Here is a 13,526-nt window from a genome sequence, read left to right on the forward strand (position 1 = left end):
CCGTCCGGCATGCGCTACCCCGCCGGGCAGCAGACTGGAAGCCTCGAGGTTGCTGGGCGGATGATTCCGAACGAGATCGCCGGGAAGTACGAGCTGCGCGGCACCCTGGGCAGCGGCGCCATGGGCATCGTCTACGACGCGCTCGACCGCAACATCGAGCGGCGGGTGGCGATCAAGGTGGTGAAGCGCCCGTCGCCGGGCGACCCGGAGGGCGAAGAGGCGCATGGCCGCTTCCGCCGCGAGGCGCAGGCCGCGGGACGCTTGGCCCACCCGAACATCGTCGGCGTCTACGACTATGGCGAGAATGCCGAGGCGGCCTGGATCGTCATGGAGCTTGTCGAGGGCGGCTCGCTGAAGGACCGGCTGGATCGGAAGGAGCGCTTCCCGATCCCCGAGATCGCCCGAATCATGGAGCAGGTGCTGGCAGCGCTCGCCTATTCCCATGCGCGCGGCGTGGTGCACCGGGACATCAAGCCGGGCAACATCATGCTGGGCGGGGGCGGGCCCGAGGGTTCGATCGTGAAGATGGCCGATTTCGGCATCGCCCGGCTCGAGAATTCCTCGATGACGCAGATCGGCACCGTCATGGGCACGCCAAGCTACATGGCGCCCGAGCAGCTGCGCGGCGAGACGGTGGATGCGCGCGCCGATATCTGGGCGGCCGGCGTCATGCTCTACCAGCTGCTGACCGGGGAGAAGCCCTTCGAGGGCGGCTTCTCGGCGGTGATGCACAAGGCGCTGCATACCGAACCGCCGCCGCCCTCCAAGCTCTCGGTGACGGCGCCGCAGGCCTTCGACGCGGTGATCGCCACGGCGCTCGCCAAGCGGCCGGAGGAGCGCTACCCGAATGCCGCCGCCTTCGCTGCGGCGATCCGCGAGGCGGCGACGGCGCCGGCCGTGGCCCCGGGCGGCTTCCCCGATGCGGGCCGACTGCCGGGGCTCGACAGCGAGGCGACGGTGGTCGGCCCCATCGCACCCACGCCGCGGCCTGCTGCACCGACGCCCCCGGCGCCGCCCGCAGTGCCGGCACGCAAGGCGCCGGTCGGGCTGATCGCCGGCGGGGCGGGGGCCTTGGCCGCCGCGGGCATCGCCGCCTTCTTCCTCTTCGGCAGCGGCGGCGACGGCAGGCAGGCCGAGCAGCAGCGGCTGGAGCAGCTTCGCCAGGCGGCGGAGCAGGAGGCGCGGCAGAGGGCCACCCAGGCGCAGCCGCCGCAGCCCGTGACGCCGCCGACCACGACGGCGGACGCCGCGCCGGCCACCCCCCCCGCCGATACCCAGGCGGAGCTGGAGCGCCGGGCGCGGGACGAGGCCAGCCGGCGCGAGGAGGCCGCCCGCCAGCAGCAGGCCGCCGAGGCGGCCCGGCAGCAGGAGGCCGCGCGGCGCGAACAGGCGGCCGACGAGGCCCGGCGGCGGGCCGAGCAGCTTCGCACCGACCTCGCCGCGGCCGGGGCGGCGATGGCCGAGACGCCGTGCAGCCTGATCTCCTGGTCCTCAACCGGGACGAACCTCACCCTCACCGGCATCCTCCGCCGCGGCGACGAGGCGGTGCTGCGCCAGCAGGTCGCCGTGCGTGGCCTTTCGCCGGAAGCGGTGCAGATGCAGCTCCGCAGCTTCAGCGGGCCGTATTGCGACGCGCTGGACCTGGTGCGGCCCTATCTGGCGGCGCCGGATGCCGGGCCGGCGGCCGGGCTCATCGGCAACTCGCCGCTCGCCAAGGGGGAGCTGCTGCGCCTCTCCGTCACCATGCCGCCCTATCCGAGCCAGCTCTATGTCACCTACCTGATGCAATCGGGCGAGGTCGCGCATCTGGTGCCCTCGCGTGCGGAGGCGCCGAACGCGCAGCTGCGGCTCGGCGACCCGAGCGGCAGCTTCACCGGCTGGGAGGTCGACGAGCCCTTCGGCACGGATCTTGTGCTGGTCTTCTCATCGGACCGTCCGGTCTTCGCCCAGCGGCGGCCGGTGCTGGAGAAGGCGGAGGATTATCTCCGCGCGCTGGCCGCCGGGCTGAAGGCGGCACAGCAGCAGAAGAGCCGCGTCGCGGTGCAGGCGGTGCTGGTGGAGACGGTGGCGCGGCGCTGACCGCCGCTGGTCCCATGATTCAGGCTCTGGGTCTCGCCACCAAGGGCGATCGCAGGCTATGGCAGCGCCAGCCCGCTGTGCAGCAGTTCGCGCAGCCGCTCGACGGCGGCAGGCGGAAGGCCGACGAGGGCCGGCGAGAACAGGCGTGGGTCCGGAGTGAAGAGCGTGTAGGCCATGGCCTCGTTGGCCATCAGCTCGTCATTGCCCGTGTCATAGCCCTCGCGGCCGAGATAGGCGCGGTAGGCGGCGCGCTCCGCCTCGCTGAAGCCGGTCCGCCAGACCCTCTGCACATGCTCGGTGAAGCCGGGCAGGGTGAAGTAGTGCCCATGGCCGATCTCGTGCCGCAGCACGGCGCTCCGCATCGCCGCATCCAGCGCTCCGCCCGGATTGGCGACGGAGACGAGGGCAAAGGGCTCTCCCCCCGACAGGGTCAGAGCCTCGACGAATTGCGCCCGTAGCCAAAGCTCCGCCTCGGTCAGTGCCACGCGGTCGCGCTCGGCGAGGGCCAAGAAGCGGGCGAGGTCGGCCGAGCGGTAGTCATGGCCGAGATACCAGGTCTCCGCCGTGTCGCCGCTGCGGGCGATGGCGGCGGCGAGTTCGACGCCGTCGAGCAGCCGGTCGCGCGGCAGGCCGGCCTTCTCCACCAACGCGGCGGCGCGGTTCATCGCGGCCCCCTGGGCGGCGAGGCTCGGGAAGAGCAGGACGAAGACGCGGGGATTCTCGCGCAGCCGCAGCAGGGTGGGCCGGTCGGGGAACAGGGCCATCAGCTCCGCCTCGGCCAGCAGCGGCACGGCAGGCGCGACGGCGACGGGGGGCGGCAGGGCATGGGGCGGCGAGGACGCCGTGCCCATCCAGGCCCAGGTCGCGGCGAGGGCGGCGCCGATGACCCCCAGGGCGGCCGCGCCCCGCACCAGCCCGGTGCGGGCGGGCCGCGCCGTCGGGCGGGGAAGCCTCACCGTATCGTCCTCGGCTCTCACCACGGGTGGCTCAGCTGCCGATATTGACGACCTGGACGCGGCGGTTCCGCGACTCGTTCACCTGCGGCGGCGTCTGCACCAGTAGCTGGGAGGAGCCGAAGCCAACCGCCACCATCCGGCTGTCGGGCACGCCAAAGACGCGCATGAGATAGTCGCGCACCGCGGCGGCGCGGCGCTCGGACAGGGCCTGGTTCACCGCGGCATCGCCGACCGTGTCGGTATGGCCCTCGATGCGGAAGCGGTAGGGGGCAAGGTCGGGCGAGGCGAGGGCACGGCCAAGCGGGGCGAGCGCGCGCTCGGCCTCCGGAGTCAGCGTGGCCGAGCCACTCGGGAAGGTCACGGTGATGGAGACCGAGGGCGCATCAGCCGTTGTCTCGCGCGGCGCGGCGCGGGGCGCGGGTGGCCGGGCGGTCGCCGCCTGGTCCGTCGGCGGGGCCTGGGGCCGGGCCGGCGTGCTCCAGACCGGGGCCGGGGCGGCGACCGGGGCGGGGGCGGCAGGCGCCTCGCCCGGTAGGCGGATGCCGCGGGTGCCGGCGCTGCCCGAGGGCTTCAGCCGGTCGATCAGCGACTGCGCGGCGCTGTCGCTCTGCGCGCCGGCGAGGCCGGGAAGGGTGAGGGCGAGCGTGGCTGCAAGGCAGGCCAGCACGGGAAGCCGGGCCATGATGCGGGTGCTTTCTCGGTCGGGATGTTGGGGGGACATGGTGGGCCTAGCTGCCGAGATTGATGATCTGGACCCGGCGGTTGCGCGCCTGCGCGGTCTCGTCCGGGGTGGCGACCAGGGGCTGGCTCTCGCCGAGGCCGATCGATTCCAGCCGCGCCGCGCTGACGCCATGGCGCGTGGTCAGGTAGTCGCGCACCGCGGCGGCGCGGCGTTCGGAAAGGGCTTGGTTCAGCCCTGGGCCGCCGACGGTGTCGGTATGGCCCTCGATGCGGAAGCGGTAGGGTGCCAGGTCGGGCGAGGCGAGGGCGCGGCCAAGCTCGTCCAGGCTGCGCTCGGCCTCGAGCGTCAGCGTGGCGGAGCCGGTGGCGAAGCGGAGCATGATCGAGGCGGCCGCGGTGCCGGGTGGCGCCGTGGTGGTAGGCTGGGCTGACGGCGCCGCGGCCGACGGCGGCTGGCCGGGGATGCGGATGCCGCGGGTGCGTCCCGGCTGAAGCTGCTCGATCAGCTCCCGCATGCTCGGGTTGTCGGCCTGGCTGCGCTGGGCTCCGGCCTGACCGGGGGCAAGCAGGACGGCCGCGCCGAGCATCAGCAGGGTCCGAGCAGTGCAGGTCATGAGGCGCCTCCGTCCGTGGCCGTTATGATAGCGCAAAACCAACATTGCGGCACATCGTCTGTCGTCATGCGCGCCCCGGTTTCGGGCGGAATAGGCGGAGGTGGGACCTCACAAATCTCACTTCGCCGTGACGAGGCTGCCGTCGAAGCGCGGCTCCGTTCCGTCGCGCCGGCGGGGCCGAGGCGTGGTGAGCCAGGACGACCAGCCGAGCCGCCCCTGGCCAAGGGCCAGTGATGGAATCGCCTCCGCCGCCAGCACCGGGTTGATGGCGAAGCTGGTATCGAGCCCGGCGAAGAGGCGGGCCAGGGCGAGGACGCGGCCATGCTGCGGTGTGCCGGGCAGCATGGCCTGGAAGCGCTCGCGGTCGAGCGGGCCGATGCGGATGGTGAAGCGGGCCTGGCTGTCCCAGGTCTCGGCCCCCGCGACGGCACCCTGGCCGAGCACCGCGTGCTGGCCGCCGATCGTTCGGCCGCGACCGCCACCCGCGAGCCTCGTCTGCTCGCTGGGCGGCAGACGGATCCAGCCGCCGGCGAATTCCTCGATGCGGACGGGGAGGCCCGTTTCCTCCTCCAGCATCGCCTGGAGCCGCGCGGCGGAGCGGCTGCGGGAGGCGAGGTTGCCGGCATGGTAGAGCAGCCGCGACAGGTCGAGGCCGAGCCGTCCCTCGAGATGCGGCGTGGCGAGGCCGATGACGGCGGCCAGCGCCCGCTCGGCCGGCGCCGGGTCCCGCGTCGGGCGGTACTTGTCGCCCGCCTTGACGAAGAGGCCGGTGAAGCGCGAGGCGCCCATGTCGAGGAAGGCATGCAGCGCCTCCGACCGCTTGCGCTGCTCCGTCCCGACCAGGGCGGTGAAGTGGCGCGGCAGCACGCCACCCGCCCCGACCAGGCCGAAGGTCGTGACAGGGAGTTGCCGCACCTCGGCGCGGGGCGGGCCGATCTCCCCCTCCGGATAGCCGAGGCGGAGCACGGTGCGGTAGCGCAGCGCCAGCACGTCGCCGCCGGGGGCCAGCAGATGCGCCGCCTGGTCGAGGCTGAAGCGCGTCGGCTCCTGGATCAGCCGGGCGCGCGGCGGGGCGGGCAGCGCCCGGATGGGCGGCGGCAGGGCGTTCACAGCAGCGACCGCGTGCCGCTCCGCGCCGGCCATTGCGCGACGGTGCCGGTGCGGCCGCGGAGCGCGACGCCGGTGCGGACGAAGGCATTCACCGAGACCTGGAGCGAGAGGAAGCGCTCCAGCACCGCTGCCATGAGGTAAAGGCCGCCCCCCTGCCAGCGCTGCGCATCATAGGTCAGCGTCACGTCGAGGCCGCGCACCAACGCGCCGGGCCGCCCGCCCGGCAACCGCGCCACGCCGGGCCGGGCATCGACGGCGAGCAGCGCGGCGAGGGACGAGCGGCTCTCGGCGCTGTCGCGCAAGTCGTGCAGGCGAAGCATCTCGCGCAGCGCCAGCGCCCCGGCCTCGCCGCCGCTGACCGAGAGGTGGTTCAGCGCCAGATGCGAGATCAGCTTCCAGGCGCCACGCTCGCGGAGATTGGGGCGGAGCGTCGGCGTCGGCGGCGAGAGCGCCTCGGCGAAGGCGGCGGGCGAGCCGCCCGTGGCGATGCGAAGCTGCGGCTGCCCGCCGCCGAAGGGCAGCATGCTCGGCAGGTCGCGGTTGCAGCAGAGTGCCTCGACCGTCAGGACGCCATCGGCCGGGCGGCTTGGGTCGAAGGCGGCGTCGCGCAGGCTGAGGAGCGTCTCCGTGCCGCCCAGCGCGGGCGGGGCAGGGCGGCGGCTGGCGATGTAGTGGGCCTCGGCGGCCTCGCCCTCCGCATCGGCGCGGCCGACCCGATGGAAGGGCAGGATGAAGCGGCGGGTGCCGTCGGCGCGGCTCTCCCGCACCTGCTCGACGGCATAGACTTCGAGCGCGGTCGGGCGGCGCGCATCCGGCACGACCAGCCACTCGGACTGGGTGCCGTCGAGGGCGATTGGCTCGCAGCGCTGCGGGAAGAGGTTCACCGCGGGGGTGCAGGCGAGGGCGAAATTCTCCGCCGTCAGCGTACGCTCCAGCTCCGGCATGGAGCGGGAGAGGTAGAGGAAGACCTCCAGCCGGTCGCCCTTCTGGACGAGGCTGCGGGCATCGAGCCCGTCGAGGTCGAGATAGAGGAACTTCTCCGGGAAGGCGAAGAACTCGGTCAGCAGCCGGTGGCCGGAGAAGGCGCGGCGCGGCCAGGGCAGCGCCGCCTCCTCCGCCTCGAAGCCGCCGGGCTGCAAGGCGCCGGCGCCGAGGATGGTGGGGCGCGCATCGGCCGGGCCGTCGGCGAGGGCGATGGACATGGTTGCGGTGCAGAGCAGCTCGTGGAGCTGGGCGGCGGCGGGGCCGATGCCGCGGAGATGCAGCCGCAGCCGGTCGAGGCCGAGCTCCGCCATCGGCAGGTCGGGCGAGGCGGTGCGCAACGTGAGGCGGAGGCAGGCGACGGCGCCGGCAGCGCGCGGATTGGCGGGGGCGGTGAGCGGCAGGCCGGCGAGGCGCGCGGAGTCGATGACGAGGGGCCAGAGCGTCACGTCGTGGCAGGTTCGGAAACGGACGGGCTCGCCGCGCACCGGCTCCGTCTCCACCGCGAGGCCGCGCGGTACCTTCACCGGCGCGCGCGTATCGGCGGGCGGGGCGAGGCGGAGCGTCGTCATGGACGGGACGGGGGCCAGCAGGTGCGGCGAGAGCATCTCGAGCAGCGCGTCGCTGATCTCGGGCAGCTCGTCATCCAGCCGGTGCTGGACGCGCGCGGCGAGGAAGGCGATGCCCTCCAGCAGCCGGGCGACGAAGGGGTCGTCCACCGTCTCGGCGGAGAGGCGGAGGCGGCCGGCGACCTTGGGGAAGGCCTCCGCGAATTCGCCGGCATCGCGGCGGATGGCGGCCAGCTCGCGGTTGAAATAGGGGAGCAGCGTCTCCGACATCTCAGCCCTCGCGTACCGAGACGTCGAGGGTGACGGGGCGGAGCTGCGTCTCGAAGCTGATCTGCTCCGGCACCGGGTCGCTGCGCAGCACCGCCTCCACGCGGAGGCGGAGGGTGCGGTCCAGCGGCTCCGCCCGTTCACGCGGCGACTTGGCCAGCGTCACGCGGATGTTGGTCAGGCGCGGCTCGAAGCGGCGGATGGCGGCTTCCACCTCGGTCGCCAGGGCATCGCGCCGCTCATCCTCGGTGAAGCTGCCGGCGGTCGGGTCCGGCACGCCATAGCCGAGGGGCGAGACGGGGAGGGCGGCGAGCTCGGAGGGAAGCGGGACACGGCGGCGGCGGGCGTTCAGCAGCGCTTCCATGTCCCGCCGCACCGCCTGGCGCAGCAGCTCCACCGCATAGGCCTGAGTGACCGGCGGATCGACCGGCGCTGCCGGATCGGCATCCAGCAGCCGGTCCAGCAGCGGCAGCCGGATGCGCCACCCGCGCGTCGCATCGCTCATGTGAAGGTCAGCGTGCCTGCGTCGGCAAGCGGCATGGCGTCCTCGCCGGCGAGGAAGAGGCGCTGGCCGAGGCCGCGCACCGGGCCGGTGCCGGCATCGGGCCAATCCGTCTCGCGGCCGAGCTTGAGCGCGGCGGGCGTCGCCGGATCGGTCCAGAGATAGATGGCGGGGACGAAGACGAGGCCCTCGGTGCCGTCCTTCAGGGTGAGGTTGGTGCGGCGCCAGAAGAGGTCGCGCGGGCGGCGGGGCGCCTCGAAGACGAGGCTCTGCAGCCGCTCGATGGGCACCCACATGTACTCGCCACCCGCCGTCAGCACCTCGAGATGCGGGCTGAACAGGTCATCGGCATCGCGGAAGTCGTCGAAGGGCGTCACCTTGCCGTCCGGCGCCTCGGCCTCGCCGGGGGCGCGGGGGCGAAGCTCCTCCGCCTCGGCCGCGGCGGCGGCGGCGGCGGCGGCATCGCCGAGGCGGAGCAGGGTCACGGCGCGCATCGCGGCGGTCTGCGCCGGCGTCGCCTCGTCGCCCTGGAATTTCGGCACGCGGCCCTCGCCGAAGACTTGGCGGCGAACGACCTCGGCGCGCAGCAGGCGGCGGAATTCGAGGACGGCGGGGGAGGGCTCGTCCTCGACCACGCTGTCGAGCGTGCGGTCGGCGCGCTCCACATCGCCGGAGAAAAGCAGCATCTCCGTCAGCAGCCAGCGCGCGCCGGCATCGCGCGGGGCGGCCTTCACCCCGGCGGTGGCGGCGGCGATGGCGGCGGGCAGGTCGCCCTTCTGGAATGCGTCACCGATCGTGCTCATGCTGCGGCCCTCGGCGCGGAAAGGTCGGTGACCAGCCGGAAGGCAGCGCCTACCTCATCCAGCTGGAAATGCGGTTGCATCAGGATGGTGCAGCCGAAGACGCCGGGCTGGCCCGGCTTCTCCCGCACCTCGACCTTGGAGGCGCGGAGCGGCTGGCGCGCGCCGCTCTCGCCGGCGGCGCCGCTGGTGGTGCTGGTGAACTGCATCAACCAGGTCTGCAGCCGCCGCTCGATCTCCTGCGGCGTCTTGAAGCTGCCGACCATGTCGCGGCCCATCATCTTGACGCAATGGGCGAAGCGGCTGACGCAGAGCACGGCGTTGAACTGGGCGGAGAGGCGTTGGTTGGCACTGGCCGCCTCGCCCGTCATGCGCGGCGGGCGGTGCAGGCTGGGCGCGGCGGCGAAGGCGGCCTCCGGCAGGCCCTCGAGGCCGATCAGCGGCATGAGGCCTGCTTCGACGACCAGGCGCTCCTGGTCGTCCGTCAGGGCGAGCTCGACCGGCGGGCGCGGCGGCGGGCCGGGCGGGTCGGAGCGCAGGCGCTCCACCGGCAGCCCGTCGACGACGCCGCCCAGGGGGGCGGCATGGACGGTGGCGCCACGGATATCGGCCGGCCAGCCATAATTGGCGAAGGCGCGCATGGCGACGGCGGCGAGCGGATAGACCGGGCTCATCCAGGCACGGGCGCCGGGCTGGCCGGCATCCGTGTGGTAGCGGAAGCGGTCGGCGCGGCTGCCATTATCCGGCCAGGGCGGGCGGGCCAGGACGCGCGGCAGCAACACGGAGAGGAAGCGCGTATCCTCCCGCTCCTGCAGGCTGCGCCACCGGCGGCGTTCCGGTCCGCGCATCGGCTCGGTCGGGTCGATGGCGGGGCCGAGCTCCTGCCACTGGTCGAGGCCGAAGAGCGAGGGATGGGCGGCGACGACCGTGGGCGAGAAGGCGGCGGCGGCGACGGCGGCCAGCGCATCGAGCCCGGCGATGTCGTCGGTGTTGCTGCCGGGACCGGGGAAGGGGCGCATTTCCCAGTCGCCGCAAAGCAGGCCATAAGGCTCGCCGCCCGGCGTGCCGAACTCCTCCTCATAAACCTTGCGGAAGAGCTGGCTCTGGTCGAATTCGACGGCCCGTTCGAAGTCGCGGCAGAGCTCCGACCAGCGGAGGGTGAGCAGCTTCGCCTTGCAGCTCCGCCCCGGCGGCAGCCGGTCGACCAGCCAACGAAGGCCGCGCCAGGAGCCTTCCAGCCGGCGCAGCCGCTCCTGCCGGAGTACGGCGTCGAGTTGTTCCGAGATCATCCGGTCGATGGTGGCGATGTCGCGGTCGACGGCTTCTTCCAGCCGGGTCATCGCTTCGGCGCGGCCGCGCCGGCTGCCGTCATGATCGAGGATCGCGGAGAGGCTGTCCGTCCCGAACCAGAGATTCAGCGCGCTGGCCGGCCCCTCGACCAGGAAGCTGGCGATGCCATCAGCCGCGGCGGCCCCGGCCCGGCCGAGGAAGGCGCCGGCAAGGGCGGCCGCGCGCAAGGGCGGCGGAGCCGGAGCCCCGGTACCGGCATCGGCCGCCGCCGCGGCCGGCGATCCATCCATGCTGCGGCGCTCCCTCTCCCGACACATAGGCGCTGGCCCGGCCTGAGCCGGGCCAGACGGGTCAGGCCTTCTGCGGGATGCGGGCGACCATCCGCATGGAGGTTGTCAGCTCCTCCATCTGCAGCCAGGGCTGCAGATAGGCGACGGCGTTGTAGGAGCCCGGGCGGCCCGGAATTTCCTTCACCTCGACCTTGGCCTCGCGCAGCGGGTAGCGCGCCTTGGTCTCGGCGCCAGCGCTCGGGTTGCCGTTGACGTAGTTCAGGATCCAGCGGTTCAGCCACTGCTCGCAATCGGAGGACTCCATGAAGGAGCCGATCTTGTCGCGCGCCATCACCTTGAGGAAATGGGCGAAGCGGCTGGTCGCCATCAGGTAGGGCAGGCGGGCCGAGATGGCGGCGTTGGAGGTCGCCTCCGGCCGGTCGTACTTCTTGGGCTTCTGGGTGGACTGGGCACCGAAGAAGACCGCGTAGTCGGTGTTGCGGTAGTGGCAGAGCGGCAGGAAGCCGAGCGAGGAGAGCTCCGCCTCGCGCCGGTCGGTGATGCCGATCTCCGTCGGGCACTTGGCGTCCATGTCGCCATCGTCCGAGGTGAAGACGTGCGTCGGCAGGTTCTGCACCTTGCCGCCGCCCTCGGCGCCGCGGATGGCCACGCAGAAGCTGGTCTGGGCGAAGCTGTCGGTGAGGCGCTGGGCCATCACATAGGCCGCATTCATCCAGCAATAGTCGTTGTGGTCCATCGCCTTGGCGCGGCCGGCCTCGTCGAAGGGTGCTTCCTCATAGCCGAACTCATCGACCGGGACGGTGCCCGCGCCATAGGGCAGCCGGGCGATGACCCGCGGCATGACGAGGGTGACGAAGCGGCTGTCCTCGGTGTCGCGGTAGGAGCGCCACTTGGCGTATTCCGCCGTCTCGAAGACCTTGGAAAGGTCGCGCGGCTTCGACAGCTCGCGCCAGTCGGAGAAGCCGAACATGCCGGCACCGACGCCCGAGATGAAGGGCGCGAAGGCGCTGGCCGCGACATTCGAGGCGAGGCGCAACGTCTCGATGTCGTCCGGGTGGTTGGTCCACTCGTAGTCGCCGACGAGCGCGCCATAGGGCTCGCCGCCCGGCGTGCCGAACTCGTTCTCGTAGATCTTCTTGAACATCTGGCTCTGGTCGAACTCGACCGCGCGCTGCAGGTCGCGCGACAGCTCGCGCTTGCTGCATTGCAGCATCCGGAGCTTCAGCGAGGTGCCCGTCTCCGAATTCATGACCAGATAGTGCAGCCCGCGCCAGGAGCCCTCGAGCTTCAGGAAGCGCTCGTTGTGCATCACCGCATTCAGCTGGCTGCTCAGCTGGGCGTCCAGCGCGGCGATCGCCCGCTCGAAGGTCTGGGTGAGGTTGCGGCTGTAGGTGACGGTGCCCTTCAGCGCCTCCTCGGTCAGTGCCTTGATGAGGTCCTGGGCGCGGTCGCGCTCGGTCTGCTTGGTGGCGCCAAGGACCTGGTCGAGCAAGCCGAGCCCGGCCTCCTCCGTGGTCGTCGTGGCGGCGGTCGCCGAGGATTGTGTCCCGCTCATGGATCAGCCCCCCTGCTTGTCGAGGCCGAGCTGGGACGACAGCGCCGCCAGCTTGTCCTTGTCCTGCAGAACCTCCTCGAGCAGCCCTTCAAGCTCCTCGGAGCGATCCACCTTGCTCATCAGGTCGCGCAGCTTGGCGCGGGTATCCATCAGCGCCTTCAAGGCCGGCACCTGCTCGGCCACCTTCGCCGGCTCGAAATCCTCAATCGAGCGGAATTTCAGGTTGACCGCCATCTGGCTGCCATCGCCGGCCAGGGTGTTGTCGACCTTGATGTTCAGGCCAGGCTGGATGCGGGCCATGACATCATTGAAATTGTCGCGATCGATCTGCACGAACTTCCGTTCGGCGAGCGGCTTCAGCGGCTCGGAAGGGTCCCCGGAGAAATCGCCCATGACGCCGACGACGAAGGGCAGCTCGCGCTCGACGGCGGCGCCTTCGGTCTCGACTTCGTAGGTGATGTGGACGCGAGGTTTGCGGACCCGAGCCAGCTTCTGGTGAACGCTACCGCTCATCTACCCTCTCCCAATTCGCACCGGTAACGGTTCTGGCATAGGGCCAACACGATACGCAGCGGCGACAATTGCCGTCAATCAAACCCTTGATGACCAGTTGATCAGCCAGTCACTCGTTCTCGCCCATGGCAGTACGGATGCCGAGCATGGTGAGCATCGCCTGGCGCGCGCCACTGTCCGGCAGGACCTCGGCGAGCAGCTCCGGCAGCGGCAGGCGGGCGCGGCGGACGGCATCGGTGAGGGTATAAGCCAGCGGCGAATGCGGCTCGGTCTTGCGGAAGAACTCCGCAAGGTCCTCCAGCTGACGGATCGCATCCTCGCGGGTCCGCAGCGCGCGGGGCGCCGCTGCCATCGCGCCGCCCATTGCCGGCACCTGCTCCGCCACCGCGGTCACCTCCTCCGCTGCCGCTGCTGCACCCGCGTCTTCCGCGCTGTCCTCGACGACCGGGCCGACCAGCCGGGTCGCCATCGCCAGGATCTGCTCCAGCGCATCGGTGACGCGCCGCGTGTTCGGCGCGATGTCGCCGAAGCGGGCATCCATCTGCGCGCCGAGCACGGCCCAGGCACGCTGAGCCGCCGTGGCCTGCTGAGCGGTTCGGCGCAGCGTCGCAGCATCGATGCGCGCCTCGGTCTCGAGCGCCTTCAGCTCCGGCACGCCGGCCTCGTAGCGGGCCTGGCGGCGACGGCGATTCTCGCCCTCATCGGGGATGGCCGCTGTGTCCTCGGCGATCTTCCAGGAATAGAGGCTGACGCCGCGCCCATCCGGCCGGCGGAACAACGGGATGCGGCGCAGCGGCTGCATCAGCGTGCCGTCGGCGCCCTCGCCGGAGAGGCCGCTGAGCGGGGCGGCGCGGACGTCCATCCCGTCCTCGTCGGGCTGCGGGAAGCCGGGCTCCCAGTAGCGCTCCAACAGGCCGGTCAGCAGCTCGGAGCCGGCGATCAGCCCGGGCAGGCCGTCGAGCCGGACCAGCGCCTCCAGCAGCCAGGTGGCGACCTCGAAATCCTTGCTGCGGCTGCCGATGCAGTCGAGGCCGAGCCGCTTCACCTCGCGCCAGCCCTGCGGCACCGCCGGCTCGGCCTCCTCCGAGGTTTCGAGCGCACGCTCCTCGGCCCTGGCCTCGGCCCGCGCGTCGCGTAGCTTCTGATAGGGCGAGGTGGGCGAGTAGTCGCTGCGCAGATCGATGCCGGCGCCATCAGCCCCGTCGAGAGGAGCGAGCAACGTCTCAATATCGAACAGGCTACCCGACATTCAGGACAGACTCTTGCTGATGAAATAAAGGCCACGAGGCCCGCAACCGATACGCTATCATGCTGGACAG

At 72.1% G+C, this 13,526-nt stretch carries 12 protein-coding genes; 1 reads left to right on the forward strand and 11 read right to left on the reverse strand.

The annotated features are described in order from the left end of the window. The first annotated feature begins 9 nt into the window (after positions 1-9). Positions 10-2,079: a serine/threonine-protein kinase gene (locus JMJ56_RS04005; RefSeq protein WP_202830289.1), complete on the forward strand. Its 2,070-nt coding sequence runs from the start codon at positions 10-12 to the stop codon at positions 2,077-2,079. A 56-nt stretch (positions 2,080-2,135) separates the two neighbouring features. Here the strand turns inward: JMJ56_RS04005 and JMJ56_RS04010 are convergent, their stop codons facing one another. The 11 genes from JMJ56_RS04010 to tssA form a co-directional block, all read right to left on the reverse strand. Next, positions 2,136-3,035, reverse strand: coding sequence for a hypothetical protein (locus tag JMJ56_RS04010; protein WP_202830290.1), 900 nt, complete (start codon positions 3,033-3,035; stop codon positions 2,136-2,138). Positions 3,036-3,066: 31 nt separating this feature from the next. Further along, the gene (locus JMJ56_RS04015; RefSeq protein ID WP_202830291.1) at positions 3,067-3,717 is read right to left on the reverse strand and encodes an OmpA family protein; all 651 of its coding nucleotides are present in this window, start codon (positions 3,715-3,717) and stop codon (positions 3,067-3,069) included. Positions 3,718-3,763: 46 nt separating this feature from the next. After that, the gene (locus JMJ56_RS04020; RefSeq protein WP_202830292.1) at positions 3,764-4,330 is read right to left on the reverse strand and encodes an OmpA family protein; all 567 of its coding nucleotides are present in this window, start codon (positions 4,328-4,330) and stop codon (positions 3,764-3,766) included. Between the two features lie 117 nt (positions 4,331-4,447). Continuing rightward, the gene (gene tssG, locus JMJ56_RS04025; protein WP_202830293.1) at positions 4,448-5,440 is read right to left on the reverse strand and encodes a type VI secretion system baseplate subunit TssG; all 993 of its coding nucleotides are present in this window, start codon (positions 5,438-5,440) and stop codon (positions 4,448-4,450) included. Further along, positions 5,437-7,260 (reverse strand): type VI secretion system baseplate subunit TssF, encoded by a 1,824-nt coding sequence (gene tssF / locus JMJ56_RS04030; RefSeq protein ID WP_202830294.1) that lies wholly within the window; start codon positions 7,258-7,260, stop codon positions 5,437-5,439. The genes tssG and tssF overlap by 4 nt, the downstream gene beginning before the upstream one ends. Before the next feature lies 1 nt (position 7,261). Next, positions 7,262-7,762 (reverse strand): type VI secretion system baseplate subunit TssE, encoded by a 501-nt coding sequence (gene tssE / locus JMJ56_RS04035; protein WP_202830295.1) that lies wholly within the window; start codon positions 7,760-7,762, stop codon positions 7,262-7,264. Then, complete coding sequence (locus JMJ56_RS04040) at positions 7,759-8,562, reverse strand: type VI secretion system accessory protein TagJ (protein WP_202830296.1); 804 nt, start codon at positions 8,560-8,562, stop codon at positions 7,759-7,761. The genes tssE and JMJ56_RS04040 overlap by 4 nt, the downstream gene beginning before the upstream one ends. Then, on the reverse strand, positions 8,559-10,139 hold the full coding sequence (tssC, locus tag JMJ56_RS04045; RefSeq protein WP_202830297.1) for a type VI secretion system contractile sheath large subunit: 1,581 nt from the start codon (positions 10,137-10,139) through the stop codon (positions 8,559-8,561). Before tssC (JMJ56_RS04045) ends, JMJ56_RS04040 begins: the two co-directional genes overlap by 4 nt. 61 nt (positions 10,140-10,200) lie before the next feature. Beyond that, a complete protein-coding gene (gene tssC / locus JMJ56_RS04050) occupies positions 10,201-11,694 on the reverse strand; it encodes a type VI secretion system contractile sheath large subunit (RefSeq protein WP_202830298.1) in 1,494 nt (497 codons plus the stop codon). 3 nt (positions 11,695-11,697) lie between these two features. After that, entirely contained in the window at positions 11,698-12,207 is a 510-nt protein-coding gene (gene tssB / locus JMJ56_RS04055) for a type VI secretion system contractile sheath small subunit (RefSeq protein ID WP_202830299.1), read from the reverse strand. Between the two features lie 109 nt (positions 12,208-12,316). Further along, on the reverse strand, positions 12,317-13,456 hold the full coding sequence (tssA, locus tag JMJ56_RS04060) for a type VI secretion system protein TssA (protein WP_202830300.1): 1,140 nt from the start codon (positions 13,454-13,456) through the stop codon (positions 12,317-12,319). Between the last annotated feature and the right edge of the window lie 70 nt (positions 13,457-13,526).

This window comes from Belnapia arida (assembly GCF_016773205.1).
Lineage (GTDB): Bacteria > Pseudomonadota > Alphaproteobacteria > Acetobacterales > Acetobacteraceae > Belnapia > Belnapia arida.